We start from the raw sequence: 26,058 nt of genomic DNA on the forward strand, positions 1-26,058 counted from the left end.
CATGACCTTGTCGCGCGGCGGCAGCCTGTGGCCCTGGCTAGGCTGGGCAGCGATCGTGCTGATCGTCGACCAGTTCACCAAGACGCTGATCCTGGGCTACTACCGGCTTGGCGATCACACGCCCGTCACCGGCTTCTTCAACATCGTGCGGGCCCACAACACAGGTGCGGCGTTTTCGTTCCTGGCGGACCACTCGGGCTGGCAGCGCTGGCTGTTCACCGCCATCGGCGTGGCGGCTGCCGTTTTCATCTTGTGGATGCTCAAGACGCACGCCGGCCAGAAGCTGTTTTCGTTTGCCATGGCATCCATCCTCGGCGGCGCGATCGGCAACGTGATCGACCGGATGATGCATGGCTACGTGGTCGACTTTCTCGACTTCTACGTCGGCAACTGGCACTTCCCGGCGTTCAACGTGGCTGACAGCGCCATCACGTTGGGAGCGATCTGTCTGGTGCTGGACGAGCTTCGTCGGGTCAGACGAGGCAAGTAGGCGCGGCCCCTCCCTTTGGGACTCGACGCGGGGCCGGCCGAGGAGGACTACAGGCACGCACCCCTTCGCAGAGGACAGGCGAAGGCGACACGCAATTGGCAGCAACCTGGGGTGTTAGCCTTTCCCGATGAAGCATTTATTGAACCTGCTGGCAGCCATCGCGTTGCTGGTCTGGGGAACCCATCTCGTTCGCACCGGCGTGTTGCGCGTCTTCGGCGCCAACCTGCGCAAGATCCTCGTGCGAAGTATGCGCAACCGCTTCACGGCCGCGCTGTCGGGCATCGGCGTCACGGCGCTGGTGCAGTCGAGCACCGCGACCTCGCTGATGACTTCATCCTTCGTCGGCGCGGGGCTGGTCACGCTGCCGGCAGCGCTGGCTGTCATGCGCGGTGCCGACGTCGGTACGGCGCTGATGTCGGTGCTTTTTTCCACCGACCTTTCGTGGCTGTCGCCGCTCTTCATCTTCGTCGGCGTAGTGCTCTTCATCACGCGCTCTGCCAGCGCCGCAGGTCGGGTCGGTCGCGTGCTGATCGGCCTCGGGCTCATGCTGCTCGCGCTGCAACTGGTGGTCGCTACCACCGGGCCGCTGTTTTCTTCACCGGCGGTGCGCGCATTGCTGGCATCGCTCAACAGCGACGTGCTGCTCGAGATCACCATCGGTGCGGTCTTCGCGGTGGTCGCCTATTCCAGTTTGGCGGTGGTGCTGCTGGTCGCGGCCATGGCGAGTTCGAACGTGGTCCCGCTCGACGTGGCGTTGGGCCTCGTGCTCGGCGCCAACCTGGGCAGCGGCTTGCTGGCGGTCCTCACGACCGCCAAGTCACCGGTACCGGTGCGCCAGGTGACCGTCGGCAACCTGATCTTCAAGATTGCCGGTGTCGCCATCGCGGCACCCTTCGTCGGCCTCTATTTGCGCGAAGCGCGCCACTTCGTTTCAGACGCCACCTCTCTGGTGGTGCTGTATCACCTGGCCTTCAACGTGTTCGTGAGCCTCGGCTTCATCGGCTTTACAGACATGGTCGCGCGCCTGGTGTCGCGCGCGATGCCGGTGCCAGTCGCAAACACCGCGACGCAGCGGCCGCACCATCTCGATCCATCGGCCCTCTCGACGCCCTCGCTCGCCATCTCGAACGCGGCGCGCGAGGCCTTGCACCAGGCCGACATCGTGGAGACCATGCTGATCGGCATGCTCAACGTACTGCGCAACAACGACCTGCGGCTCGCGCAAGAGCTTCGCAAGCTCGACGACACGGTGGACGAGCTCTACTCGGCCATCAAGTACTACATGACGAAGATTTCGCGCGAGGCGCTCGGCGAAGAAGAGAGCAAACGCTGGACGGACATCATCAGCTTCACGATCAACATGGAACAGATCGGCGACATCATCGAGCGCGTGATCATCGACATCGAAGACAAGAAGATCAAGCCGCAGCGCAATTTTTCGGACGCCGGCATGAAGGAGATCGTCGAACTGCACGAGCGGCTGATCGCCAACCTGCGCCTGAGCATGAGCGTGTTCCTGAACGGCAACGTGCGCGATGCGCAAAAGCTGCTGCAAGAGAAAGCACGCTTTCGCGACCTGGAGCGCGCCTATGCGACCACGCACCTCGGCCGGCTGTCGAACCAGACGGCCCTGAGCATCGAAACCAGCTCGCTGCACATCGACCTGATCAGCGACCTGAAGCGCATCAACTCGCACATCTGTTCGATCGCCTATCCGATCCTGGACTCGGCCGGTGTGCTTTCACCGAGCCGGCTGCGCGAGTCGCGGCTCGGCGAACTCAAAGCCTGAAAACCTAGGGGCCGACCGACCTTGCGGCCTTGGCTTGTTCCGCCACCTTCGGTGGCACTTCGGTCAGCGGCCGCCGCGCATAGCGCTGTGCCAGATACGCGCACACCATCAACTGCATCTGATGGAACAGCATCAACGGCAGCACGATCGCGCCGACCGTGTGCGCCGCGAACAGCACCTGTGCCATCGGAATGCCGCTGGCCAGGCTTTTCTTCGAGCCACAGAACACGATCGTGATCTCGTCGGCCTTGTCGAAGCCAAGTTTGCGGGCCAGCCAGGTGGTGCTGACCAGCGCCAAGGCCAACAGCACGCCGCACACCAGCAGCAAGCCGGCCAGTGCACCGATCGGCACCTGCTTCCAGAGCCCTTCAATCACGGCGGCGCTGAAGGCCGTATAGACCACCAGCAGGATCGAGCCACGGTCCACATATGTGAGGATGGACGCGCGGCGCTTGATCCAGCCGCCGATCAGCGGGCGCAACAAATGGCCTGCGACGAACGGCGCCATCAACTGCAGCAGGATCCGGCCGATGGAGTCGAGCGATGCACCCGCACTGGCGTGCTGCACCACGACAAGATTGACCAGCAACGGCGTGATGAAGACACCGAGCAGCGTCGACGCCGATGCGCTGCACACGGCAGCCGGCACGTTGCCGCGCGCCATCGAGGTGAAAGCGATGGCGGACTGCACCGTGGCCGGCAGCACGCAAAGAAACAGGATGCCTGTGTACAGCTCGGGCGTGACGAGCGGCAGCAACACCGGTTTGAGCGCAAGGCCGAGCACCGGAAACAAGATGAAGGTGCAGGCGAACACCAAAAGGTGCAGGCGCCAATGCGTGATGCCCGCCAGGATCGCCTCGCGCGAGAGTTTGGCCCCGTGCAAAAAGAACAGCAGGCCGATCGCGAAGGTCGTCAGTCGCCCGAAGAACACGGCGCCGCCGCCGCTCGCGGGAAGCAGGCTGGCGAGCACGACGGTCGAAACCAGCGCGAGCGTGAAGTTGTCGGGGAGGAAGCGTGAACGGGCCATGGCACCTATTGGAACGCGACCGCATTCAAAAGAGAAATCGATTTATCTAATGGATATATGATTCTGGTGCATGAACGTCACGCTGCGTCAGCTCAGGGTTTTCCGGTCGGTTGCGGAGGGCCGCAACTTCAGCCGCGCCGGGGATCAGGTCGGCCTGACGCAGCCGGCCGTGAGCCGCGCCATCCTGGAACTCGAGTCACAGCTCGGCCTGAAACTGCTCGATCGCACCACGCGCGAGGTGGCGCTGACCGAGGCCGGCCAATCGCTGGCGGCGCGGCTCGATCGCGTGCTCGACGAGCTCGACCAGACGCTTCAGGACGTGGCCGGGCTCGCGAATGCGAGCGGCGGCAAGGTGCGTGTGGCCAGCAGCCCGACGCTTTCGGCCAACCTCATGCCGGCGTGCATCGCGGCATGCGCCACGGCCGCGCCCGGAATCCATTTCATGCTGCTCGACCGCATTCAGCAAGACGTGCTGGACAGCGTGCGCAGCGGCGAAGTCGACTTCGGCGTCGTGATCGAGCCTTCGGCCACCGACGACCTGCATTTCGAAACCATGTTGAGCGATCCCTTCGTGATCGTGACGCTTCCCGAACATCCCTTTGCGCAAAAAAAGAGCGTTCGATGGTCGGCACTCGATGGCGCGGAACTGGTGCTGCTCGACCACGCTTCCGGGAGTCGACGCCTGATCGACGACGCGTTAAAAAAGCACGGTGCATCGTGCCGGGTGACGCAGCAACTCGGCCATCCGACCACCGTGTTTCGCATGGTCGAAGCGGGCATCGGCATCAGCGTGATGCCGGCGTTGTCGTTGCCGCCCGGGGGCTTGGGCGACCTGGTGGTGCGCCCGCTGACACCACGGGTGCAGCGCACCATCATGCTGATACGGCGGCGCAACCGGGCGCTGTCGCCCGTGGCAGAACGGGTATGGAGGCTCGTGCGCGAGACTGTTGAAGCCGCAGGCGCCCCTAGCGGCCAAGCTCGTGCAAGCTGATCGGCGTCGCGTGGGCGTCGTGCGTCAGTGGTGGTTAGTTTGCTCTTGCCGCTGGCGCAGGCAGAAGTCGATCAGGTCATCGATTTCGGTGGCCTTGTCGAATACCGCGTCGGCACCGAGCTCGGCACAGCGCTGGCGCACATGGCGCGTCGTATGGTTGCTCAACACCACGAGCCTTTGCGTGGATGACCGGTCGCGGCAGGCTTCGATCACGTTCATGCCGCTGCCTTCTTTCAGGAACAGATCGATGATGGCCAGGTCCCACTTGCCGCGGTTATGCGTGAGCCAGGCTGTACCCTCGTCTTCGGTCTCGGCCTCACCGACAGTTTCGACACGCGCCACTTCGCGCAATGTGCCGACGAGGTTCTCACGGATGGTCGCGTTGTCTTCGACGATGTAGGTTCTGACGGTGTTCATGGCCAAGACTGGTTCAGAGCGTCAGCACCGTGCAACCCGTGGTCTTGCGCGCTTCGAGGTCGCGATGCGCCTGCGCCACTTCGGTGAGCGGGTAACGCTGGTCGATCGAGATCTTGACTGCGCCGCTTTCGACGACCTTGAACAGATCGTCGGCCGCCGCTTGCGTCGCCTCTCGCGTGGCGATGTGCGTGAACAAGGTCGGCCGCGTCACGTACAGCGATCCGCCGGAAGCCAGCTTGCCCAGGTTGAACGGCGGCACCGCGCCGGAGCCGTTGCCGAAGATGGCGAGCAAGCCGAAGGGTCGCAGGCAGGCCAGCGAGCCTTCGAAAGTGTCTTTGCCGACCGAGTCGTAGACCACTTTCACGCCCTTGCCGCCGGTAATTTCCTTCACACGCTCCGCGAAGTTTTCGGTGCTGTAGTTGATGGCGAATGCAGCACCATGGTCGAGCGCCATCTTGCACTTGGCGTCGCTGCCGGCGGTACCGATCAACTGCAGTCCCAACGCCTTCGCCCATTGGCAAGCGATGAGCCCGACGCCACCCGCAGCGGCGTGAAAAAGGATGAAGTCGCCCGCCTGCAAGCCTTCGGCCGGCAGTGTTTTCTTGAGCAGGTAATGGGCTGTCAACCCCTTCAGCATCATGGCGGCGCCAGTCTCGAACGAGATGGCATCGGGCAGCTTGCAGACGCACTTGGCAGGCATGACCCGCACTTCGCAGTAGCTGCCCGGCGGCTGGCTGGCATATGCCGCACGGTCGCCGGCCTTCAGGTGCGTCACGCCCTCGCCCACCGCCTCGACGACGCCCGATGCCTCCATGCCGAGTTGCAGCGGCATCGCAAACGGATAGAGCCCGCTGCGCTGGTAGGTGTCGATGAAGTTCAAACCGACCGCCTTGTGGCGGATGCGTATTTCACCGGGGCCGGGCTCGCCGACATCGACCTCCACGATCTTCAGTTCTTCGGGACCGCCATGGCGGTCGATGCGGACGGCTTTGCTCTTCATCGATGTCTCCAAAAATCAGAGGCGCATGGTGCCACGATCGCGGCCGGGCCGCTCGTCAGTAAGTGCCTGGGTAGGCACCGCCATCGGCCAGCACGTTTTGTCCATTCACGTAGCCCGCCTGCATGCTGCACAAGAAAGCGCAGATGGCTCCGAACTCCTCAGGGTTGCCGAAGCGCCCCGCCGGGATGGCCTTTTGCCGGGCCGCGCGAATCGCGTCGATGTCTTGCCCGGTCTTCTTGGCGGTGCCGGCCATGGTGCCCTTGAGCCGATCGGTATCGAAGGCGCCCGGCAGCAGGTTGTTGATGGTCACGCCCTTGGCCGCGAGGCTCGTGCGCGCCACGCCTGCCACGAAGCCGGTGAGCCCGCTGCGGGCCCCGTTCGACAAGCCGAGGATGTCGATCGGCGCCTTCACAGAGCTCGATGTGATGTTGACGATACGCCCGAAGCCACGTGCCGCCATGCCGTCGACCGTGGCCTTGATGAGTTCGATCGGCGTCAGCATGTTGGCGTCGACTGCCTTGATCCACGCTTCGCGATCCCAGTCGCGAAAGTCGCCGGGAGGCGGACCACCCGCGTTCGTGACGACGATGTCGAAGTCGGAGTGCACCGCAAAAGCAGCCGCACGACCGGCCTCGGTCGTGATGTCGGCCGCCACGGTCTTGACCCACGGCGTCGCCGCCGCAGACCCGCCCGCGCGTGCCGCCAGCAGCTTGACCGCAGCGGCTTCGAGCGCCTCGGCGCCGCGCGCGACGATCACCACGTTCACGCCCTCCTGCACCAGCGCCAGCGCACTGCCGAAGCCGAGACCCTTGCTCGCGCCGCACACCAGCGCCGTCTTGCCTGCGATTCCAAAATCCATGGGGTTGCTCCTTGGGCGCTAACGGCCCGACCGTGTGAAAACAAAGATACCCGCGATGACCAGCGCCGTGCCCGCGGCGATCCATGCGGTGAACGGCTCGCCCAATATCAACGAGCCCATCAGGATGGTCGATACCGGACCGACCATGCCGGTTTGCGCAGTGACCGCCGCGCCGATGCGCTCGATCGCCATCATCACCATCAACACCGGCACCGCGGTGCACAGCGTCGCGTTGAGCACTGACAACCATATGACTTGCGGTGCCACTTCGAACGCCGCGCTCATCGGCCGCAGCAGCACGAATTGCGCGATGCACAGCACGCAGGCCACGCTGGTCGCCAGCCCGACCAGCCGCAGCGAGCCGAGCCGCTTGACGAACTCACCGCTGTAGATAAGGTAGCCCGCGTAGCTCACCGCACTCAAGAAGCACAGCAAGGTGCCCCACGCCGCATCGGTTCCGCTGGTTCCGCCTCGGCTTGCGCCGCTGCTCAGCAACTCGTGGCCGAACACCAGCAGCACGCCGGTGTAGCTGATGACCATGCCCACGATCTGAGCACGCGAGGCGCGGCGCCGATACAAAAGCCAGCCGAACAACAGCACCAAGGTCGGGTTGAGGTACAGGATCAAGCGCTCGAATCCGGCCGAGATATAGGCCAGCCCCGCAAAGTCGAGAAAGCTTGCGAGGTAGTAGCCCGAAAAGCCAAGGCCGAACACGCCGATCCAGTCGCGCGTGGTGAGCGCCGGCTTGCCGCGACCCGACCACCACGCCATGATCACGAACAACGGCAGCGCGAACAGCATGCGCAGCATGATGAGCGTGACCGCGTCGACACCATGCCGATACGCGAGCTTGACGATGATCGCCTTGCCGCTGAAAGCGATCGCGCCGACCGTGGCCAACACGAGCCCGCCAGCGATGGACTTGCTATGTGCCTGTGCGTCGGCTGCAGTCGTGGCGGATGACACAGGCGATCAGAATCCTGCGGCCACGCCGTCGCGTCGCGCATCGCTGGCCGCCACGTAACCCTCGACGGCCGGATTGCCCTTTTCTTCACCGACGCGCCAGATGAACTGCCCGGCACCGAAGTCCTGGTACGAGTCGTTGATGACTTCCATGCGATGGCCGAGCGCGCCGAGCCCTTCGATCGTCTTCGGGTTCATCGCCGACTCGACGTTGATCTCGAGTCCCGCGTTGAAACGCCAGCGTGGCGCATCGCAGGCGGCCTGCGGGTTCTGCTTGTAGTCGAGCATGCGCACGAGAGTCTGCATATGCCCTTGCGGCTGCATGTTGCCGCCCATCACGCCGAAGCTCATGACCGGCTGCCCACCCTTGGTAAGAAAAGCCGGAATGATGGTGTGGAAAGGCCGCTTGCCGGGTGCCACGACATTGGCACTTGCCGGGTCGAGGTTGAAGCCGTGTCCGCGGTTCTGCAGGCTGATGCCGAACTCAGGCTCGACGCAGCCCGACCCGAAGCCCATGTAGTTGCTCTGGATGAAGCTCACCATCATCCCGCTCTCGTCCGCCGCGGTGAGGTAGATGGTGCCGCCCTTGACAGGGTTGCCGACGCCGAAGTTCTGCGCTTTTTTCACGTCGATCAGTTTGGCACGCGAGGCCAGGTAGTCGTCATCGAGCATTTGCAGGTGGGTCACCGCCATCGCCGATGACTCGGCCACGTGGTGGTACACGTCGGCAAAGGCGAGCTTCATCGCCTCGATCTGAAGATGTTGCGACGCCACCGAGTCGACCGGCATCGAGGCGATGTCGAACTTCTCGAGGATGCCAAGCGCGATCAACGCTGCGATGCCTTGGCCATTGGGCGGGATCTCGTGCAACGTGTAACCGCGGTAGTCGCGCGAGATCGGTTCGACCCATTCGGGCTTCCAATTGGCGAGGTCGCTGGCTTTCAGGCTGCCGCCGTTGGCGGTCGAAAACTTCTCGATCGCCGCGGCAATCTCACCGCGATAGAACGATTCGCCCTTGCTGGCCGCGATCGACTTGAACGCGCGTGCGGCCGCGGCAAACCTGAAGAGTTCTCCGACTTCGGGCGCGCGGCCCCATGGCAAGAAGCCTTGTGCAAAGCCCGGCTGCGATTGCAAGAGCGACGTCGCGGCCTCCCACTTTTGCTGGACCACCGGCGGCACCAGATAGCCGCGCTCGGCCGTCTCGATGGCGGGCGCCATCAGGTCGGCGAACGGCAGCTTGCCGAAGCGCTCGCTCAACGCGACCCAACTCGCGACCGCGCCGGGTACCGTCACCGAATCCATGCCGCGCTGCGGCGGCGTGCGGGCGTCGGCACCGTACTTGCGCTTGAAGTAGTCGGGCGTCCAGGCTTGCGGCGCGCAACCCGATGCATTGAGTCCATGCAGCTTCTTGCCGTCCCACAGGATGCAGAACGAATCGCTGCCCAGGCCGTTGCTTACCGGCTCGACCAAGGTCATCACGGCGGCGGCCGCTACCGCCGCGTCTACTGCGTTGCCGCCCTGTTGCAGGATGCGCAGCCCGGCCTGCGCCGCGAGCGGGTGCGAGGTCGATACCACGTTGCGCGCGAAGACAGGAATGCGCGTGGACGTATAGGGATTGCCGTAGTCGAATTTCATGGAGCTCAGTCGTTTTTGATGTTGCGGTCGGTGATGATCTTTTTCCACTTGGCCGCGTCGGCAGCGACCATGCTGGCCAGCTCCTGCGGGGTGCTGGTGGTCGGCTCGATGCCGAGGCGCGACAGCTTGGCGCGCACCTCCGGGTCGGCCAGCGCCTCGTTGGCGGCAGTGTTGATGCGCGTGACCAGATTCGCCGGCAGCGCCTTCGGCCCATACAGGCCAAACCAGGTGTTCGACTCGAAGCCCGGCAGCACTTCGGCGATGGGTTGCAAATCCGGTGCCAACGGACTGCGCTTGAGCGTCGTCACGCCCAGCGCGCGCAACCGGCCGTCGCGCACGTGCGGCATGCCGGTCGGCAAAGAATCGAAGAGCACGTCGATCTTGCCGCTGATCAGGTCGGGGATGGCCAGCGCCGTGCCCTTGTACGGAATGTGCGTCACGAAGATGCCGGCCTGCGACTTGAACAGTTCCGCCGTCAACTGCACGATGGTGCCGTTGCCGCTCGATGCGTAGTTGAGCTTGCCGGGGTTCTTCTTGGCGTAGTCGATCCACTCGCGCACCGTCTTGGCGGGTGCGTCGTTGGGCACCAGCATCACGCTCGGCGCGTCGCCCACGTGCGCGATCGGCGTGAAGTCGCGCACCGTGTCGTACGGCAGTTTGACGGTCATGGCCGGGCCGATCGAGTGCGTGCTGGTGGTGGCGAGCAGCAGCGTGTAGCCGTCCGGCGTCGCCTTGGACGCGATGTCGGACCCGATCGCGCCGCCGGCACCGGGCCGGTTCTCGACCACCAGCGTGGCGCCGAGCTTTTCGCCCATCTTCTGCGACAACGTGCGTGCGAAAAGATCGGTGGCGCCGCCGGCCGGGAACGGCACTACGAGGCGGATCGGCTTGGTGGGATAGGTCTGCGCCCAGGCGCCGCCGAAGGTGAATACCCCGGCCATGGCGAGCGACGCTCGAAGAAAGTGGTTGCGCTGCATGCCGTCGATTAAAGCAAAACGGCACCCCAAGGTGCCGCTCGCTTGTTCCGATGCGCTGTGCCTACTCTTCGACAAACGCCTCTTCGCGCTTGTTCTTGACTGCCGGCAACAGCACGATCACCAGCAGCAGCAACGCAGCCGCCAGCAGGCCCGCCGAGATCGGCCGCGACACGAAAACGCTCCAGTCGCCACGCGACAACAAGAGCGCGCGCCGCAGGTTCTCTTCCATCATCGGCCCCAGGATGAAGCCGAGCAGCAGCGGCGCAGGCTCGCACCCCAGCTTGTAGAACAGGTAGCCGATGAAGCCGAAGATACCCACCAGCCAGATGTCGAAGGTGTTGTTGTTGGTCGAGTAAACGCCGATCGCGCAGAACAGCACGATGGACGGAAACAGGTACTTGTACGGCACCGACAGCAGCTTGATCCACATGCCGATAAGCGGCAGGTTCAGGATCACCAGCATCGCGTTGCCGATCCACATCGATGCGATCAGGCCCCAGAACAGTTCAGGGTTGCTGGTCATGACCTGCGGACCCGGCTGGATGTTGTGGATGGTCATGGCGCCGACCATCAACGCCATCACCGCGTTGGGCGGAATGCCGAGCGTCAAGAGCGGGATGAACGACGTTTGCGCGCCGGCGTTGTTGGCCGATTCGGGTGCGGCCACGCCGCGGATGTTGCCCTTGCCGAAAGGCACTTCGCCCGGGCGCAACTTGGTCTTCTTCTCGATGGTGTAGGCCGCGAACGAGGCCAGCAAAGCACCGCCTCCGGGCAGGATGCCGAGGGCAGAACCGAGCGCTGTGCCGCGCAGGATTGCCGGGACCATGTTGCGGAAGTCTTCCTTGGTCGGGAACAGGCCGGTCACCTTGGCGGTGAACACTTCGCGGTCTTCATCGGGCTGCGACAGGTTGGCGATGATTTCGCCGTAGCCGAACACGCCCATGGCGATGGCGACGAAGCCGATGCCGTCGGTGAGTTCAGGAATGTCGAAGCTGTAGCGCGCGACGCCCGAGTTGACGTCGGTGCCGACCAGGCCCATCAAGAGGCCCAGCACGATCATCGCGATCGCCTTCAACAGCGAACCCGAGGCCAGCACCACGGCACCGATCAGGCCCAGGATCATCAGCGAGAAGTATTCGGCCGGGCCGAACTTGAAGGCCAGTTCGGTCAGCGGCGGTGCGAAGGCGGCAAGGATCAACGTGCCGACGCAGCCCGCGAAGAACGAGCCCAGGCCAGCCGCTGCGAGCGCAGGTCCGGCTCGCCCTCGTCGCGCCATTTGATAGCCGTCGATGACAGTTACCACCGAGGACGATTCTCCCGGCAGGTTCACCAGAATGGCAGTCGTCGAGCCGCCATACTGCGCGCCGTAGTAGATGCCGGCCAGCATGATGAGTGCCGACACCGGTGGCAGCGCATAGGTCGCAGGCAGCAGCATCGCGATGGTCGCGACCGGGCCAATGCCGGGCAGCACGCCGATGAGCGTGCCCAGAATGCAGCCGATCAGGCAGTACAGCAGGTTCGTGAAGGTGAACGCGACGCCGAAGCCGATCGAGAGGTTATGAATCAGGTCCATGTGTGTGCTCCCTTAACCCGTGATGAAGGTGGGCCACACCTGAATTTGCAGCTTGAGCGCCAGGATGAACGCGACATAGCTGCCCGCAGCCAGCACCGTGGCGAGAACGATCACCTTGACCAGGTTGAACTCGTTGCCCGCCAGGCTCGAGATGAGCGTGAGCGCGTAGATGGCGACGATGAGACCCATGGCCGGCAAGCCGATGCTGGGCAAGCCGCCGAGCAGCACGCCAAAAGCAAAGTTGGCCAACAGGATGAAGACCACCTGCTTCCACGCCCACCTGCCGATCTTTTCGCCATCGGAGGTCTCAACTGTGAGCGCGGTGAAGATGATGACGAGCCCGATAGCTGACATCACGACGCCCAGCATCAGCGGAAAGTAACCCGGCCCCATCCGGGCACCACTGCCCACGTTGTAGGTCGTCGCGCCCCAGGCGAACGCGATCCCGGTGATGGCGAACATCAGTCCCGAGAAAAAGTCTTTCTGACTTTTAATTTTCATGAACCCGTCTCCTCGACATATTTCGAACCACGCGATTGTGTGGTCAGGCAGAGGTCAGGACGATGTGGATTCCACCTAATGCAAGCCTAGGGATAACCCCGAAGTTCAGTCGAGCGGCGGGGTAGCGCTCAGCACTTCTTCGATGGTGGTGAGGCCTTCAGCCACGCGCAGAGCGCCGGCAAGCCGAAGAGGTCGCATGCCGTCGGTGACGGCTTGACGCTTCAAGGCGCCGAGGTTCGGCTCCTTGTTGACCTGCGCCTTGAAAGCCTCGCTGATGCTGAGCAATTCATAGAGGCCCATGCGCCCCATGTAGCCGGTCATGCGGCAGTCGACGCAACCGATCGGCTTGTACGCGCTGACCGAACCGGTGATCTGCCAGGGCTTGACGAACTCGGCAAGTTTCTCGCGCGTGATCGACTCGTCGGGCAGCTTGCAGTGCGTGCACAGCGTACGCACCAGCCGCTGCGCCAGCACACCAAGCATCACTGCGTTGATGAGGTACGACGGCACACCCAGCTCCATTAGCCGCGTGATGGCGCTCGGTGCGTCGTTGGTGTGCAGCGTGCTGAAAACCAGGTGGCCGGTGAGTGCCGACTGCACCGCCATTTCGGCCGTGGCCAGGTCGCGAATTTCGCCGACCATGATGATGTCCGGGTCCTGCCGCATCAGGGCGCGCAGGCCTTCGGTAAATCCGAAGTCGAGTTGCGGCTGCACCTGCGTCTGGTTGAACGAAGGCTCGATCATTTCGATCGGGTCTTCGATGGTGCTCACGTTGACCTGCTCGGTCGCGACGCGCTTCAAGGTGGAATAGAGCGTGGTCGTCTTGCCGGAGCCGGTTGGGCCGGTCACCAGGATGATGCCGTGCGGCCGTGTCACGAGCTGCTCCCAGCGCTTGGCGTCGTGCTGCGCGAAGCCGAGCGCATCCAGATCTTTCACCGCGGTGTCGGGGTCGAAGATCCGCATCACCATCTTCTCGCCGAAGGCGGTCGGCAAAGTCGACAGACGCATTTCGACTTCGTCGCCGCGCATGTTGCGGGTCTTGATGCGGCCGTCGAGCGGGCGCCGCTTTTCGACCACGTCCATGCGGCCGAGCAGCTTGATGCGCGCGACCATCGCGTTCATGACACCCATCGGCATTTGGTAGGCCGGGTGGAGCACGCCGTCGATGCGAAAGCGGATCACGCCCTGTTCCCGCCGTGGCTCCAGATGGATGTCGCTGGCACGCTGGTCGAATGCGTATTGCCAGAGCCAGTCGACCACCTGCACCACGCTTTGGTCGTTGGCGTCGAGCTGCTTGTTGCTCTTGCCGAGCTCGACCAACTGCTCGAAGCTCGCGCCGCCCGTGTTGCCGCCCGCTTTTTGCGCAGCCTTGACCGACTTGGCGAGGGCGAAAAATTCGGCCGTGTACCGCTGGATGTCGGTCGGATTGGCCACTACGCGGCGCACCGATCGGCGCGCCTGCCGCTCGACTTCGGAAACCCAGTCGGTCAGAAAAGGCTCGGCTGTGGCAATGACGACTTCACTCGGCGTCACCTGAATGGGCAGTACCTTGTGGCGTTCGGCATAGGCCGCGCTCATGGTGTCGGCGACCTTGCCCACGTCGACCTTCAACGGATCGATGCGGAGGTAGGCCAGGCCTGCGCGACCGGCCAGCCACTGCGTCAGCATTTCCAGATCGAGCGGCTTGCCGTCTTTCTCGCGCGTCATCGCAACGTTGGCAAGCCGCACCAACGGCGCCTGCCGGCTTTCAGCCTGGGCGCAGCGGGCGATGGTGCGCTTGGCTTCTTCGGGTGAGATAACGCCGTCGCGTGCCAGCCATTCGATGAGATGCCGCAGATCGAGCGGCCCTTCGTATCGGGTCAGCGCCTTTGCGGCCGCGGTGCCGGGGGGAATCGCAGCGGCGGGTTGAACGGAGCGGGGAGCGGCACTCATGAATCAGGTCTGAGGTTTGAAGACCCGCAGCCACTTGGGCGCAGGCAGACCCCATCGAGTCTGTATGGTTTGCGCCCGGTCGGCAAGCGCGGCGCGCTTGGGTTCACTGGCCGTGCGCTGGGCCAGCACCACGGTGTTGCCTTCGCGGGTCGGCTTGAAGGCCCACACCGCGCCGACACCGAACGCCGCACTGATCTTTTCCAGACTTTTCTCATAGCTCGACGAGCGACCGAACAGGTTGACCGTCATGCAGCCGTCCTCGGTCAGCAGAGCGCGGCAGTCGGCATAGAAGTCTTCGCTGTCGAGCACCGGCGCTGCGGCCTCGTGGTCGTACAAATCGACCTGCAACGCATCGACGGTGCCATGCCATTTCGGCTTCTTGATTTCTACTGCGGCATCGGCGATGACGATCTGCAGCTTGGCGTCGTCGGCCGGCAGCTTGAACCAGCCACGGCAGGCGGCCACGACTTGTGGATTGAGTTCGACGGCAGTGGTTCGCATGCGCAATGTCTTGCGGCTGAACTTGGTCAGCGTCGCGGCGCCGAGCCCTAGTTGCATCGCATGTCTGCTGGCCACGCTCGTGGGTTCGACGAACAACAGCCAGGCCATCATGCGCTGCACATATTCGAGCTCAATCTCAAAAGGAGCATCGATCTTCATGGAACCCTGGACCCACTCGGTGCCCAGGTGCAGGTAGCGCACGTCTCCCCAATCGGAAAAATTGACTTCAGGGAGGGACATCGTTTTAGTGGCCATGCGGGTGCGGATGATGCCATCCGAACGACGAAAAACCCGCCACGGCGGGTTTTTCGTTGAGTCGAACCAAGCAGCCGATCGACAAGCGATCAGCCGACGATCAGTTCAGGTTCACTGCTTCTTGGCAGCTGCGTTCTCTGCGGTGCCGGGAATCTTTTCACCGATCTTGGCGCCTGCGGCACGCATGCCGTTGGCGGTGCTGTGGCCTGCGTTTTCGACGACGTTAGCGCCCTTCTTGGCGACGCGCTTGGTCGCGTGGTAGGCCTTCTTGGTGCCGCGCTTGGTCGCGTTGTAGGCCTTCTTGGTGCCGCTCTTGGTCGCGTCGACAGCGTCCTTGGTGGTCTCCTTGGCGCGCTCTGTCACCGTCGGTGCGGGAGCAACGGCCGGCGCGGTTGCCGGTGCAGTCGTCTGCGCCTGGGCCGACAGGCCGATCGATGCGAAGGCAAGGGCGAGCACGGCCGGGACGGTGCGAATGAAAGATGCGTTCATGAAGAATCTCCTTGAAAGTTGGAGTGACGAACTTGTCACTGTGTGGATCTAACGAACCACGGTGCTTCAAGGATGACACCAAAGAACTTGACGTTGAAGACAAGCTTCGAAGTCGGGGCGTTTGCCTACGCGGCCTCGTGGTTCCGAACCGACAAGTCGATCGGCGAATTGATCAGAGGGCCCAGCTTGGGCAATGCGGCGATGGCGTTTCGGGTTGTCGCCTCCGCCAATACATCGATCGACATTCCGCGCAGGCCTGCCACCACTTCGGCGATGCGCGGCAGTTCACCGGGCTCATTGCGAGCCTGCGGCGAGCCGTCCTGACGCTGCTCTGCGGTTCGATAGAGCCAGTGCGGCTGAATGTCGGGCGAATCTGTTTCCATGACCAGCGCGTCGAGCGGCAGGCTGGCGGCAAGGCGCCGCAACTGGAGGGCCCGCTCGAAGGTCACAGCGCCGCCGAAACCCAGCTTGAGCCCGAGCGAGATACAGGCGTTCGCCTGCTGTTCGCTGCCATTGAAAGCGTGCGCGATGCCCTGCCACGGGCGCCCGGCACCGACTTGGCGCAGATGCTTGAGCACCTTGTCGACCGAACGTCGTACATGGATAACGACCGGCAAATCGTACTTTCGGGCCAGCACCAGCTGGGCATGAAAGAAATGCTGCTGTCGTTCGTTGTCCAGACCCTCGACGAAGTAGTCGAGCCCGATCTCACCGACAGCGACCAGGCGAGGGTCGTCGATGCGGGCCGCAAGCTCGTCGTCCAGCAAGTCGAGATCATCGTCCTGCGCGTCGCCGGTGCAGAGGGGATGGATGCCCAGTGCATAGGCGTCACCCTGCGCGTGGGCCAGATCGCGCACGGTTGCTAAGTTGAACGCCGCCACCGCCGGAATGACACACAGCCGTACGTTTTTGGCGGCTGCGCGAGCGCGCACTGCCGGCTCATCGAGCCCGAATTCAGCTGCATCCAGATGGCAATGGGTATCAATGAAAAGAGCCATCGACCGATGATGCCCGAACGAATGCAAGGCGGCACAAAGCGTGCTACCGTCATCGCACTAGCGTCTTCTTTTAACCGGAGGTGCCTCGATGCGCAGGCCAGGTTTGTACAGCCGATCTCCCCGAACCCCGTCGCAGCCCGCGGCCGGCTCGGCCCCGGAAAACACTGAGGCCGACGCTGGGGCCACGGCTGCCGCCAACGCCGGGACTGGGGCCCCTGGTGGCGCCAAGTCGGCAGGCACGGGGTCTGGCAGAAAAAGCTTCGCCGTCTTGCTCGCTCTCTGCGTTGCAATGGCCGCCGGCGGCGGTTACTACTGGCCGCACCAGGGCAATCGCGCCCTCACCCAAAAAGACATCGACGCAGCAGTGCTGCGCTCGTTGCAAACCGCCGTTCTGCCGTCCCCTGCCGCCAGGGCAGCCGACATCATCCGACCCTCCGTGGTGCGGGTCGTGAGCTACGGTCCGGAAAAGAAAACGCCCGAGGCCACCACTGAAAAGCGCGGCCGAAACATGGCGAAGGGCAAAGCGCCCGAAGCCGATGCGGAGGGCGACAACGAACGCGGCGTCGGTACCGGTGTGGTGATCGTCGACAAGGGCGTGATCCTGACCAACCTGCACGTCGTGGCAGGCGCCACCAGGATCAAGGTCACCTTTTTTGACGGGCTCGAGTCGATCGCCACCGTCACTGGCGTGCAGCCCGAAAACGACCTGGCCGTGCTGCAGGCGCAAAAGATTCCGGACGATCTCGCCGCGGCAACGATGCGCTCCACGGCCGACCTGCAACCAGGCGACCAGGTGGCTGCGGTGGGCTTCCCGTTCGGCATCGGCCCTTCGGTGTCGGCCGGCGTGGTGTCGGGTTTGAAGCGATCTTTTCGCTCGCCTGAAGGCAAGCAGGAACTCGGTAACCTGATCCAGTTCGACGCAGCGGCCAATCCCGGCAACTCGGGGGGTCCGCTCATCAATATGCAGGGAGAGGTGCTGGGCATCGTCACCGCCATCCTGAACCCGACGCAGGCCCGCACCTTCATCGGCATCGCCTTCGCGATCCCGATAGAAAACGCGGCGGCTGCGGCGGGCATGCCGCCGTTCTGATCCCCTTCGAACGTCCTTCGGAAACCAGCGAAATCCCATGAGCACTGAAAACCCGTCGTTCTCTCCCTCACCCGCCACCGCCGAGCTGATGGAGCAGATCCTCTACCAGGTGAAGCGCGTAGTCGTCGGTCAAGACCGCTTTCTGGAACGCGTGATGGTTGCGATCCTGGCCGGCGGCCATCTGCTCGTCGAGGGTGTGCCGGGCCTGGCCAAGACGCTCACCATCAAGACGCTGGCCGAAACCGTGCAGGGCCAGTTCAAGCGCATCCAGTTCACGCCCGACCTGGTGCCGGCCGACCTGGTCGGCACGCGCATCTACAACCAGAAGACCGGCGACTTCAGCACCTCGCTCGGCCCGGTCTTCGCCAACCTGTTGCTGGCCGATGAAATCAACCGCGCCCCCGCCAAGGTGCAGAGCGCGCTCCTCGAAGTGATGCAGGAACGGCAGGTGACCATCGCCGGCGAGACGCACAAGGTGCCGCGCCCGTTCCTGGTCATGGCCACGCAGAACCCGATCGAAACCGAAGGCACCTATCCGCTGCCGGAAGCGCAGGTCGACCGATTCATGATGAAGGTGCTGGTCGATTACCCCACCGATGAGGAAGAGTTCGTCATCGTGCAGCGCGTGATTGGCCCGCCGGTCGAAGTGACCGCGGTTGCCACAACCGATCAATTGGCGCAATTGCAAGCCGAAGCGCGGCGCGTGTATGTCGACCCTTCACTGATCCAGTACGCAGTCAAGCTGGTATCGGCCACGCGCACACCCGAGAAGCACGGCCTGAAAGACATGCGCCGGTTCATCACCTTCGGCGCCAGCCCGCGCGCCAGCATCAACCTGACCGAAGGCGCGCGCGCGCTGGCGCTGCTGCGTGGCCGCACCTATGCGCTGCCCGAAGACATGACCGCGCTGGTGCCGGACGTGCTGCGGCATCGGGTCACGCTGTCGTACGAAGGCCTGTCGGAAGGGCTCACGCCCGACAGCCTCATCGACAAGATCATGAGAGCCGTGCCCGCCCCTGCAAAACCGCTAGAGCATGAAAAGCTGGTGGCGTAGAACGCCCCCCTCGCCTGCAACGTCGCCCATCCAGGAGCGACCGCCGGAGCTTGCCGCCAACGATGCGTCGCCCGCGATGGGCGTGGATCGCGCGTTGCGACGACTTGAGTGGACGGTCATCCGTCGGCTCGATGGTCTGCTCCAAGGCGACTACCGCACGCTGATGCGCGGCACCGGGCTCGACCTCGCCGACCTGCGCGAATACCAGTTGCACGACGATGTGCGGCACATCGACTGGAACGTGACCGCGCGGCTGCAATCGCCGCACGTTCGCGTCTTCACCGAAGACCGCGAAATGTCGGCCTGGTTCGTGCTCGACCTGAGCCGGTCAGTCGACTTCGGTTCGGGCCTGAAGGCCAAGCGCGAAATCTCGACCGGCTTCGTCGGCGTGCTCGCGCGGCTGCTCACGCGGCACGGCAACCGGGTCGGCGCACTGGTCTATGGCAACGACCTCGAAGCGGTGATTCCGCCACGCAGTGGCCGCCGCCACGTGCTGCATCTGCTGCATGCGATGGAGCGCCGGGCCGAGGCGCTGCCGCTGCAAAAGGGCATGACACGGCTGTCCGACATGCTGAAGTCGGCCGCCAGCCTGATGCCGCGCCGCTCGACCGTTTTCGTGGTGTCGGACTTCCTGAGCGAGCCCGGGTGGGAGAAGCCGCTGGGCCAGCTGGTGCAGCGCCATGAAGTGATCGCCGTGCGCTTGTACGACCCGCTCGAACTCGAACTGCCCGACTTGGGACTGGTGCCGTTGCGCGATGCCGAAACCGGCGAACAGCTATGGGTCGACACACACGACAAGGGTTTCCGCAAACGCTTCGCGCGCATCGCGGCCGAACGCGAAGCGACTTTGCGCGCATCTTTGGCCAAGGCCGGCGTCGACGCGCTCGAACTCTCGACCGATGACGACCTGGTCGAAGCCATCGTGCGCTTCGCCGACCTGCGCAAGCGCAAGGTGCGCTCGGGTGCGGGCAGCATCAAGGCCTTCGCATGACCCCCATGAACTTTCTGTGGCCTCAATTCCTGTGGTTGCTGCTGGCGCTGCCGTTGCTGATCGTCTTGTACTTGTGGCTGATGCGCCGCAAGAAAAAGCTGGCGATGCGCTATGCAAGCCTGTCGATCGTGCGCGAGGCGATGGGCGTCGGGCAGAGCTTCCGGCGTCATATTCCGCCACTTCTGTTTCTGCTCGCCATCGCTGCGATGCTCATTGCCGCATCGCGTCCCACTGCCGTGGTGCTGCTGCCATCCAACAACCAAACCATCATTTTGGCGATGGACGTGTCCGGCAGCATGCGCGCCGCCGACGTGCTGCCGAGTCGCATCGTGGCCGCGCAGGAAGCTGCCAAGGGCTTTTTGAAAGACCTGCCGCGCAGCGTCAAGGTCGGCATCGTCGCCTTTGCCGGCAGCGCGCAAGTGGCGCAGCTGCCGACCACCAACCGCGAAGATCTCTACACCGCCATCGATGCGTTCCAACTGCAGCGCGGCACCGCCACCGGCAACGGCATCATGATGTCGCTCGCCACGCTGTTCCCCGATGCCGGCATCGACATCGACAAGGTCAACGCGCCGAGCCGCCAGCGCGGCGTGCCGATCGAACAGGCTGGCAAGGCAGCGCCCAAGGAGTTCGTGCCGGTCGCGCCCGGCTCGTACACCTCCGCTGCCATCATCATGCTGACCGACGGCCAGCGCACCACCGGTGTCGACCCGCTCGATGCCGCCAAGATTGCAGCCGACCGCGGGGTGCGCGTCTACACGGTCGGCGTCGGTACGGTCGACGGCGAAACGATTGGCTTCGAAGGCTGGTCGATGCGCGTGCGACTCGACGAAGAAACGCTCAAGGCTGTCGCCCAAAAGACCAACGCCGACTATTTTTACGCAGGCACGGCGGGCGACCTGAAGAAGGTCTACGACACGCTCAGCTCGCGCCTCACCGTGGAGAAGAAGGAAACCGAGATCTCAGCCCTCTTCGCGCTGGCCGCTGCGCTGCTGGCCGTGGTTTCTGCGGGCCTTTCGATCTTCTGGTTCAACCGTATCCTCTAGCTTTCAAGAAGCAATGGAGACATGCGGATGTTCGATTTAACAGGCAAGGTCGCGCTCGTCACGGGCGGCAATGGCGGCATCGGGCTCGGTATGGCCAAGGGCCTGGCGCAAGCCGGTGCACGCGTCGTGATCGCAGCGCGCAATGCCGAGAAATCAGCCGCTGCCGTCGAGGCGTTGATCGCGCTGGGCAGCGACAGCTTCTCGCTCGCCGCCGACGTCACCGATGAAGCTTCGGTGCAGTCGCTTTTCGATCAGCTTGCCCAGCGCTGCGGCAGGCTCGACATCCTCGTCAACAACGCCGGCATGACAGTGCGCAAGTCGGTCGACCAGCTCACGCTCGCCGAGTGGAACCAGGTGATGGACACCAACCTCACCAGCGCGTTCTTGTGCAGCCGTGCGGCGCACCCGCTCATGAAGGCAGCGGGCGGCGGCAAGATCATCAACATCGGTTCGATGATGTCGATCTTTGGCGCGCCGTATGCACCGGCGTATGGGGCGAGCAAAGGAGGCATCGTGCAGCTGACCAAGGCGACCGCCATGTCATGGGCTGCAGATGGCATTCAAGTGAACGCCATCCTGCCGGGCTGGATTCAGACCGCTTTGACCGATGGCGCGCGTGAGCAGGTCGCAGGCTTGAGCGAGCGTGTGGTCGCACGTGCGCCGGCGGCACGGTGGGGACAGCCGGAAGACCTCGCGGGGACTGCGGTGTTCCTCGCGAGCGCGGCGTCGGACTTCGTCACCGGTACGGCGATTCCGGTCGACGGTGGGTACTCGATCGCGGGCTGACCCTGCAGGCGGCTATCGCGCAGCACGCGTCAGCATGCGCCCGGCACGCGCGAGCACCTCGGGTGCGCCGCGTTCGCCGGCAGCCGTATCGTTTCGGAACGCCAGCACCCCATTCACGAACACCCGTTCGATCCCCACGCTGATGCTTTTCGGCTTGTCGTAGGTCGCGGTGTCGGCAATGGTCGCCGGATCGAAAACGACCACGTCGGCCATGGCACCGACACGCAGTTGGCCGCGGTCGGCGATGCGCATGTTGCGCGCCGTCATGCCGGTCATCTTGTGCACCGCCTGCTCCAGCGTGATGAGCTTGCGCTCGCGCCAGTAGCGCGCAAAAACGCGCGGGAACGCACCCCACAAACGCGGGTGCGGATGACGGTCGTGCGGCAAGCCGTCGCTGCCGATCATGGTCCGCGGATGCGCGATCACGCGCTCGACATCGGCCTCCTGCATCTGGAAGTAGCACGCGCCGCCGGGCTGGAGGCGGCGGCACGCTTCTTTCTGATCGACGCCCCACTCTTTCGCCACATCTGCGAGCAGGCGACCGGTCACTTCAGGGTGCGTGTCCGACCACGTCAACAGCACGTCGATGACGCCGTCGACCAAGTCTTCGCGCAGCACGGTCGAGCCGGCCACGTACGGGTAGACGTCGAGGGCGATGTCTTGGCGGCCGGCCAGCGCATCGATCAGCGGCAGTGTCTCCAGCGTGCGGCCCCAGTTGGCCGGGCCGGCACACTTGTGATGCGAGATGACGAGCGGCACGCCGGCCTCGAAAGCCGTGTCGCCGGCCTCGTGCATCGCCTCGACGATCGCCTGCATTTCGCTGCGCAAATGCGTGGCGTAGACGCCGCCATGCCGCGCGACGACGCGGGCCAGCGCGGTGACTTCTTCGGCCGGCGCCGCGAAGGCTTCTTCGTAGAACAGACCGGACGACAAGCCGTGCGCTCCCGCTTGCATGCAGGCATCGAGCAGCGCACCCATGTGCGCCAGTTCATTGGGGGTCGCGGCCTTGTCGAGCGACTGCATGGCTGCGAAACGCAAGGTGGTGTGGCCGACCAGCGCGGCGACATTGAGAGCGGGTTGAGCGGCATCGACGGCGGCGCGGTAATCGTCCATGGTCGCGTGCAGGAACGAATCGGCGCCCAGCAACGTGAGCGGCGGTTTTGCTTGCGGGGTTCGATACGGCGCAAGCGAAATGCCGCAGTTGCCGGTGACCACCGTCGTGATGCCTTGCGACACTTTGGGCAGGCACGCCGGGTCGCGCAACACAATGGCGTCGTCGTGCGTGTGCACGTCGATAAAGCCCGGCGCGATCACTTTGCCGCGGCAGTCGATCACATCGACCTCGGCAACGTAGATGCCAGCCGGCAAGCGATGCCGAAGCCCTTCGCCCATGGCCACGATGCGGTCGCCCTGCAACAGCATATCTCCCGGCCAGCCCGGGCCGCCGGTGCCGTCGACGACCAAGCCATCCTGAAGAAGGGTGAGGCCCGTCGCAGCTGATTCAGCCATGCTTCAACCCCCCGCCGTCCCAGCTTTGCAGCGGATGCGTGGCCGCGTCGATGCCGTGCCGTTGAAAGGCTTCGCGTGCGCGCTGCAGCCGTTGCACCGCCGGCTCGCCACGACGCTGCGCGACGAGCACCGTGAGTATCTCGATGACCGTCAGATGCGCCAGGTACGCATCGATGCCGACATGCATCACCGCATCGTCTGGCACCGACATACCGAGCAAAAAGTCGGCGCGCTCGGCCAGCGCCGTGCCGGGTCGCGTCAACGCCACCACCTTGGCGCCCTGGCCGCGTGCGATGTCGACGGCATCGAGCAGCGACGGCATGCCGCCAACATGCGAAATCGCGATGACCACGCCGCCCGGCCGCTGCGCAGCACCTGCGACCTGTTGCAAGTGATAGTCGGCCCATGCATTGGCGGAAATGCCGAGGCGAAACAGCCGCGCCTGCAGGTCGTTGACCATGAACCACGAGGTCGCGCCCGCACCGTACAAATCAACGTGCGGCGCCGCCGCGATGGCGGCGACCGCACCTTCGAGCACCACCATGTCGAGCTGGCTGCGCACCCCTGAAACCGAGGCCGCCGCGCTGCGAGAAATCTTCGCAACCACGTCGTCGGCCGCGTCTTCGATGTTGACGCGGCGATGCAGTGGCGAGCCGCCCAGCGCCAGCTCTTGTGCCAGCGCCAGCTTGAATTCGCGCAGCCCGGCAAAGCCGAGATCGCGGCAGGTGCGCATGATGGTCGGCACCGAACTGCGCGAGCGCTCGGCCAGCAGCTCGAAGCTTTCACCGAGCACGCGGTCGGGGTCTTCCAGGATCATGTCGAGGATCGCGCGTCGCGTCGTCGGCGCGCTCTCGCGGATCTCGGCGATACGTCGCAGCAGGGACAAAGTCATTGCGGTTGCCATGCTCAAAAGTTGATCGACACCGCATCGCTCACGCGGTAGTCGTCTTCCACGATCGGCATCCAGTGCCATTTGTCGAACGTCGTGCATGGATGAGAGATACCGAAGCCGATGCGCTCGCCGACGACCGGCGCCAGTGCATCGTCGGCTGCGGTCCAGCGCAGGTAGCCGTGCTGGTCGTTCAACGCGCTGATGTGCCAGCTGGCCGGTACCGTCGATGTGGCCTGCGCGCCAAGCAACGCACGCGCGATGGGTGTCGGCATCGACAGGTCGAACGACACATCGCGCTTGCCCATCGCGACGATGGCGAGGCGTGGTTCGGGGCACGACTGCACAGTGGTCCACACCTCCATCGCCGGGCGAAGGCTGTCGCCGCAGTCGCAACCGAGACGGGCATCGATCGACACCTGAAAGCGCTGGTAGGTGCCGTGGTCGTGCGTGACGTAGCAGCCCGAGCGCAGCAGGCCGCGCACCGGCATGCCGAGCGCCGGCTTGAGTCGTGCAGCGACGAGGTCGTAGATGGCGGAGCCGCCGGCCGACACCAGCACTTCGTCGGTCTCGAAGAGCCCGTGCGTTTCGCAGTGGCGTGCGACCGCTTCGACGCGGCCCATGATCGTGTCGGTGTACGCGATGTCGGGGCCCGTCTCGCCGGTGGCGCCCTGCCCTTCGTAGCATTCGATGCCGACCAGCTTCACGGCCGGGCTCGCCTTGCAGCGCTCGGCCAGCGCGGTGGCCTGCTCGTGCGTGCGGCATCCGGTGCGGCCACCGTCGACACCGATCTCGATCATCAGCTCGAAGGGCAGGTGCTCCTGATGTGCGTGCGACCAGGCTTCGATGAGATCGAGTTGCGCCACCGAGTCGAGCAGGAACACGATCCGCAGTCCTTCGTGGGTGCGCAACAGCTGTTGAATGCCGCCGAGGTCTTCGTCGCTCACCACCTGGTTCGCGATGAGCGTGCGCCGCGCGCCCGCCGCCACGCCGACGGCCAGTTGCGTGACCGTTGCAAAGGTCATGCCCCAGGCACCGGCATCGAGCTGGCGCTGAAACAACTGCGGCGACATGGTCGTCTTGCCATGCGGCGCCAGGTCTACGCCCCACTCGCGCACACGGGCCTGCATCCAGGCCAGGTTGTGCTCCAGCGCTTCGCGCTTCAGGACAGCCAGCGGCAGCGGCAGATCGCCGGCGAGCACGTTCCATTGCGCAGCGCCGATGTCGCTGCGCAGCCGTGGCGGCTGCGTGCGCGGGTAGCCCTTGAAGCCGCTGTGCAGCAACGGGTCGAGCAGGTCGTGGGTCGATGAATTCATGTCGTCAGTCTCGAATCGATTGCGCCCCGCAGATCCTTGCGGATGCAGGCAGAAAAATGACCGGGCGCCAGCTCTTCCAGCGGAGGTACGGTTTGCGCACACGCTTCGATAGCCTGTGGGCAGCGGGTGCGAAACACGCAGCCCGAAGGCGGCGCGATCGGACTCGGAATATCGCCCTTCAACGCCACATGCTCGCTCGGCTGCAGCGGATCGGGCTTCGGGCTCGCAGCCAGCAGCGCTTGGGTGTACGGATGAAATGGTCGCTCGAACAGTTCGGCGGTCGTCGCAACTTCCATCACCTTGCCGAGGTAGAGCACCACCACGCGATCGCACAGGTACTCGACCACATCGAGGTCGTGCGAAATGAAGAGCATGGTGAGCGACAGGCGCTCGCGCAGGTCGGCCAGCAGGTTGATGACCTGCGCCTGGATCGACACGTCCAGCGCCGACAACGGCTCGTCGGCGACGATGAACTCAGGCTCGACCGCTAGCGCACGCGCCACGCCGATGCGCTGCCGCTGGCCGCCCGAAAACTCGTGCGGAAACCGGCTGGCATGTTCAGCGCGGAGGCCCACCGTTTCAAGCAGCTCGGCGATGCGCTTGTCGCGCGCAGCGGCACCTTTGTGCAGCCCATGCGTGGCAAGCGCTTCGCCGAGGATCGCGCTGATTCGCATCTTCGGATTCAGGCTCGCATACGGATCCTGAAAAATGATCTGCAGCTTGCTGCGCAGGCGTCGCATGTCACCTCCCGACAGCTTGCCGACGTCCTGGCCGCGGTACAGCACCTCGCCATCGGTGCGCTCCACCAGTCGCAACAAGGTGCGACCGATGGTGCTTTTCCCCGAGCCGGATTCACCGACGAGACCCAATGTTTCGCCTTGCTTGATGGCGAACGAAACATCGTCGACGGCGCGTACCGGACGCGCGCCGGTGCCGAAGTATTTCTTGAGGTTGCGCACCTCGATGAGAGGCTGTTCCAT

At 64.3% G+C, this 26,058-nt stretch carries 25 protein-coding genes; 8 read left to right on the forward strand and 17 right to left on the reverse strand.

Annotated elements, in window-relative coordinates; genetic code table 11:
- The first annotated feature begins 1 nt into the window (after position 1).
- Both lspA and RCH10_RS05355 read left to right on the forward strand, forming a co-directional pair.
- Entirely contained in the window at positions 2-490 is a 489-nt protein-coding gene (lspA, locus tag RCH10_RS05350; RefSeq protein ID WP_409051580.1) for a signal peptidase II, read from the forward strand.
- A gap of 127 nt (positions 491-617) precedes the next feature.
- Entirely contained in the window at positions 618-2,279 is a 1,662-nt protein-coding gene (locus RCH10_RS05355; protein WP_409051581.1) for a Na/Pi cotransporter family protein, read from the forward strand.
- Between the two features lie 4 nt (positions 2,280-2,283).
- On the opposite strand, the gene RCH10_RS05360 is transcribed toward RCH10_RS05355, so the two are convergent.
- On the reverse strand, positions 2,284-3,306 hold the full coding sequence (locus tag RCH10_RS05360) for a bile acid:sodium symporter family protein (RefSeq protein WP_409051582.1): 1,023 nt from the start codon (positions 3,304-3,306) through the stop codon (positions 2,284-2,286).
- 70 nt (positions 3,307-3,376) lie between these two features.
- On the opposite strand from RCH10_RS05360, the gene RCH10_RS05365 reads away from it, so the two are divergent.
- The gene (locus RCH10_RS05365; protein WP_409051583.1) at positions 3,377-4,297 is read left to right on the forward strand and encodes a LysR family transcriptional regulator; all 921 of its coding nucleotides are present in this window, start codon (positions 3,377-3,379) and stop codon (positions 4,295-4,297) included.
- 24 nt (positions 4,298-4,321) lie between these two features.
- Here the strand turns inward: RCH10_RS05365 and RCH10_RS05370 are convergent, their stop codons facing one another.
- From RCH10_RS05370 to RCH10_RS05425, 12 genes are all read right to left on the reverse strand, one after another.
- Positions 4,322-4,714, reverse strand: coding sequence for a response regulator (locus RCH10_RS05370; RefSeq protein WP_323497660.1), 393 nt, complete (start codon positions 4,712-4,714; stop codon positions 4,322-4,324).
- A gap of 13 nt (positions 4,715-4,727) precedes the next feature.
- Positions 4,728-5,714 (reverse strand): quinone oxidoreductase family protein, encoded by a 987-nt coding sequence (locus RCH10_RS05375; protein ID WP_409051584.1) that lies wholly within the window; start codon positions 5,712-5,714, stop codon positions 4,728-4,730.
- A gap of 55 nt (positions 5,715-5,769) precedes the next feature.
- Positions 5,770-6,573 (reverse strand): SDR family oxidoreductase, encoded by an 804-nt coding sequence (locus RCH10_RS05380; RefSeq protein ID WP_409051585.1) that lies wholly within the window; start codon positions 6,571-6,573, stop codon positions 5,770-5,772.
- 18 nt (positions 6,574-6,591) lie between these two features.
- Positions 6,592-7,539, reverse strand: a complete 948-nt coding sequence (locus RCH10_RS05385; protein ID WP_323497663.1) for a DMT family transporter — start codon at positions 7,537-7,539, stop codon at positions 6,592-6,594.
- Between the two features lie 6 nt (positions 7,540-7,545).
- A complete protein-coding gene (locus tag RCH10_RS05390) occupies positions 7,546-9,171 on the reverse strand; it encodes a gamma-glutamyltransferase family protein (protein WP_323500857.1) in 1,626 nt (541 codons plus the stop codon).
- A gap of 5 nt (positions 9,172-9,176) precedes the next feature.
- Positions 9,177-10,148, reverse strand: a complete 972-nt coding sequence (locus RCH10_RS05395) for a tripartite tricarboxylate transporter substrate binding protein (protein WP_323497665.1) — start codon at positions 10,146-10,148, stop codon at positions 9,177-9,179.
- A gap of 61 nt (positions 10,149-10,209) precedes the next feature.
- On the reverse strand, positions 10,210-11,721 hold the full coding sequence (locus RCH10_RS05400) for a tripartite tricarboxylate transporter permease (protein WP_323497666.1): 1,512 nt from the start codon (positions 11,719-11,721) through the stop codon (positions 10,210-10,212).
- A 12-nt stretch (positions 11,722-11,733) separates the two neighbouring features.
- The gene (locus RCH10_RS05405) at positions 11,734-12,222 is read right to left on the reverse strand and encodes a tripartite tricarboxylate transporter TctB family protein (protein ID WP_323497667.1); all 489 of its coding nucleotides are present in this window, start codon (positions 12,220-12,222) and stop codon (positions 11,734-11,736) included.
- Between the two features lie 105 nt (positions 12,223-12,327).
- On the reverse strand, positions 12,328-14,154 hold the full coding sequence (locus tag RCH10_RS05410) for a GspE/PulE family protein (RefSeq protein ID WP_409051586.1): 1,827 nt from the start codon (positions 14,152-14,154) through the stop codon (positions 12,328-12,330).
- Positions 14,155-14,157: 3 nt separating this feature from the next.
- A complete protein-coding gene (locus RCH10_RS05415; RefSeq protein WP_409051587.1) occupies positions 14,158-14,910 on the reverse strand; it encodes a spermidine synthase in 753 nt (250 codons plus the stop codon).
- Between the two features lie 111 nt (positions 14,911-15,021).
- Positions 15,022-15,399, reverse strand: a complete 378-nt coding sequence (locus RCH10_RS05420; protein ID WP_409051588.1) for a hypothetical protein — start codon at positions 15,397-15,399, stop codon at positions 15,022-15,024.
- A gap of 125 nt (positions 15,400-15,524) precedes the next feature.
- Positions 15,525-16,397 carry a TatD family hydrolase gene (locus RCH10_RS05425; protein ID WP_409051589.1) on the reverse strand — a complete coding sequence of 291 codons (873 nt, stop codon included), beginning with the start codon at positions 16,395-16,397 and terminating at the stop codon, positions 15,525-15,527.
- An 88-nt stretch (positions 16,398-16,485) separates the two neighbouring features.
- Here RCH10_RS05425 and RCH10_RS05430 point away from each other — a divergent pair, with 88 nt between their 5' ends.
- The 5 genes from RCH10_RS05430 to RCH10_RS05450 are packed head-to-tail and all read left to right on the forward strand — an operon-like array spanning position 16,486 to position 21,364.
- On the forward strand, positions 16,486-17,487 hold the full coding sequence (locus RCH10_RS05430) for a S1C family serine protease (protein WP_409051590.1): 1,002 nt from the start codon (positions 16,486-16,488) through the stop codon (positions 17,485-17,487).
- Positions 17,488-17,524: 37 nt separating this feature from the next.
- Positions 17,525-18,541, forward strand: a complete 1,017-nt coding sequence (locus RCH10_RS05435; protein WP_323497674.1) for a MoxR family ATPase — start codon at positions 17,525-17,527, stop codon at positions 18,539-18,541.
- Positions 18,522-19,532 carry a DUF58 domain-containing protein gene (locus RCH10_RS05440; RefSeq protein ID WP_409051591.1) on the forward strand — a complete coding sequence of 337 codons (1,011 nt, stop codon included), beginning with the start codon at positions 18,522-18,524 and terminating at the stop codon, positions 19,530-19,532. Before RCH10_RS05435 ends, RCH10_RS05440 begins: the two co-directional genes overlap by 20 nt.
- Positions 19,533-19,537: 5 nt before the next feature.
- Complete coding sequence (locus tag RCH10_RS05445; protein ID WP_323497675.1) at positions 19,538-20,578, forward strand: VWA domain-containing protein; 1,041 nt, start codon at positions 19,538-19,540, stop codon at positions 20,576-20,578.
- A 27-nt stretch (positions 20,579-20,605) separates the two neighbouring features.
- A complete protein-coding gene (locus tag RCH10_RS05450) occupies positions 20,606-21,364 on the forward strand; it encodes an SDR family NAD(P)-dependent oxidoreductase (protein WP_409051592.1) in 759 nt (252 codons plus the stop codon).
- A 12-nt stretch (positions 21,365-21,376) separates the two neighbouring features.
- Here RCH10_RS05450 and RCH10_RS05455 read toward each other — a convergent pair whose 3' ends face one another.
- Genes RCH10_RS05455 through RCH10_RS05470 form a run of 4 tightly spaced genes read right to left on the reverse strand, consistent with a single transcriptional unit; the run spans position 21,377 to position 26,058 of the window.
- Positions 21,377-22,873, reverse strand: a complete 1,497-nt coding sequence (locus RCH10_RS05455; protein ID WP_409051593.1) for an N-acyl-D-amino-acid deacylase family protein — start codon at positions 22,871-22,873, stop codon at positions 21,377-21,379.
- On the reverse strand, positions 22,866-23,765 hold the full coding sequence (locus RCH10_RS05460; RefSeq protein ID WP_409051594.1) for a MurR/RpiR family transcriptional regulator: 900 nt from the start codon (positions 23,763-23,765) through the stop codon (positions 22,866-22,868). Before RCH10_RS05460 ends, RCH10_RS05455 begins: the two co-directional genes overlap by 8 nt.
- A gap of 14 nt (positions 23,766-23,779) precedes the next feature.
- Positions 23,780-25,078 (reverse strand): amino acid deaminase, encoded by a 1,299-nt coding sequence (locus tag RCH10_RS05465; RefSeq protein ID WP_409051595.1) that lies wholly within the window; start codon positions 25,076-25,078, stop codon positions 23,780-23,782.
- Entirely contained in the window at positions 25,075-26,058 is a 984-nt protein-coding gene (locus RCH10_RS05470; RefSeq protein ID WP_409051596.1) for an ABC transporter ATP-binding protein, read from the reverse strand. Before RCH10_RS05470 ends, RCH10_RS05465 begins: the two co-directional genes overlap by 4 nt.

This window comes from Variovorax sp. GrIS 2.14, from assembly GCF_046115955.1.
In the GTDB taxonomy this organism is placed as follows: domain Bacteria; phylum Pseudomonadota; class Gammaproteobacteria; order Burkholderiales; family Burkholderiaceae_C; genus Variovorax.

Coding starts and splice junctions, on each gene's coding strand:
- RCH10_RS05380 (WP_409051585.1), bottom strand. CDS start 6,573: ATGGATTTTGGAATCGCAGGCAAGACGGCGCTGGTGTGCGGCGCGAGC.
- RCH10_RS05370 (WP_323497660.1), bottom strand. CDS start 4,714: ATGAACACCGTCAGAACCTACATCGTCGAAGACAACGCGACCATCCGT.
- RCH10_RS05355 (WP_409051581.1), top strand. CDS start 618: ATGAAGCATTTATTGAACCTGCTGGCAGCCATCGCGTTGCTGGTCTGG.
- RCH10_RS05400 (WP_323497666.1), bottom strand. CDS start 11,721: ATGGACCTGATTCATAACCTCTCGATCGGCTTCGGCGTCGCGTTCACC.
- RCH10_RS05395 (WP_323497665.1), bottom strand. CDS start 10,148: ATGCAGCGCAACCACTTTCTTCGAGCGTCGCTCGCCATGGCCGGGGTA.
- RCH10_RS05440 (WP_409051591.1), top strand. CDS start 18,522: ATGAAAAGCTGGTGGCGTAGAACGCCCCCCTCGCCTGCAACGTCGCCC.
- RCH10_RS05405 (WP_323497667.1), bottom strand. CDS start 12,222: ATGAAAATTAAAAGTCAGAAAGACTTTTTCTCGGGACTGATGTTCGCC.
- RCH10_RS05450 (WP_409051592.1), top strand. CDS start 20,606: ATGTTCGATTTAACAGGCAAGGTCGCGCTCGTCACGGGCGGCAATGGC.
- RCH10_RS05420 (WP_409051588.1), bottom strand. CDS start 15,399: ATGAACGCATCTTTCATTCGCACCGTCCCGGCCGTGCTCGCCCTTGCC.
- RCH10_RS05435 (WP_323497674.1), top strand. CDS start 17,525: ATGAGCACTGAAAACCCGTCGTTCTCTCCCTCACCCGCCACCGCCGAG.
- RCH10_RS05470 (WP_409051596.1), bottom strand. CDS start 26,058: ATGGAACAGCCTCTCATCGAGGTGCGCAACCTCAAGAAATACTTCGGC.
- RCH10_RS05445 (WP_323497675.1), top strand. CDS start 19,538: ATGAACTTTCTGTGGCCTCAATTCCTGTGGTTGCTGCTGGCGCTGCCG.
- RCH10_RS05430 (WP_409051590.1), top strand. CDS start 16,486: ATGCGCAGGCCAGGTTTGTACAGCCGATCTCCCCGAACCCCGTCGCAG.
- RCH10_RS05415 (WP_409051587.1), bottom strand. CDS start 14,910: ATGGCCACTAAAACGATGTCCCTCCCTGAAGTCAATTTTTCCGATTGG.
- RCH10_RS05390 (WP_323500857.1), bottom strand. CDS start 9,171: ATGAAATTCGACTACGGCAATCCCTATACGTCCACGCGCATTCCTGTC.
- RCH10_RS05360 (WP_409051582.1), bottom strand. CDS start 3,306: ATGGCCCGTTCACGCTTCCTCCCCGACAACTTCACGCTCGCGCTGGTT.
- RCH10_RS05465 (WP_409051595.1), bottom strand. CDS start 25,078: ATGAATTCATCGACCCACGACCTGCTCGACCCGTTGCTGCACAGCGGC.
- lspA (WP_409051580.1), top strand. CDS start 2: ATGACCTTGTCGCGCGGCGGCAGCCTGTGGCCCTGGCTAGGCTGGGCA.
- RCH10_RS05460 (WP_409051594.1), bottom strand. CDS start 23,765: ATGACTTTGTCCCTGCTGCGACGTATCGCCGAGATCCGCGAGAGCGCG.
- RCH10_RS05425 (WP_409051589.1), bottom strand. CDS start 16,397: ATGGCTCTTTTCATTGATACCCATTGCCATCTGGATGCAGCTGAATTC.
- RCH10_RS05410 (WP_409051586.1), bottom strand. CDS start 14,154: ATGAGTGCCGCTCCCCGCTCCGTTCAACCCGCCGCTGCGATTCCCCCC.
- RCH10_RS05455 (WP_409051593.1), bottom strand. CDS start 22,873: ATGGCTGAATCAGCTGCGACGGGCCTCACCCTTCTTCAGGATGGCTTG.
- RCH10_RS05365 (WP_409051583.1), top strand. CDS start 3,377: ATGAACGTCACGCTGCGTCAGCTCAGGGTTTTCCGGTCGGTTGCGGAG.
- RCH10_RS05375 (WP_409051584.1), bottom strand. CDS start 5,714: ATGAAGAGCAAAGCCGTCCGCATCGACCGCCATGGCGGTCCCGAAGAA.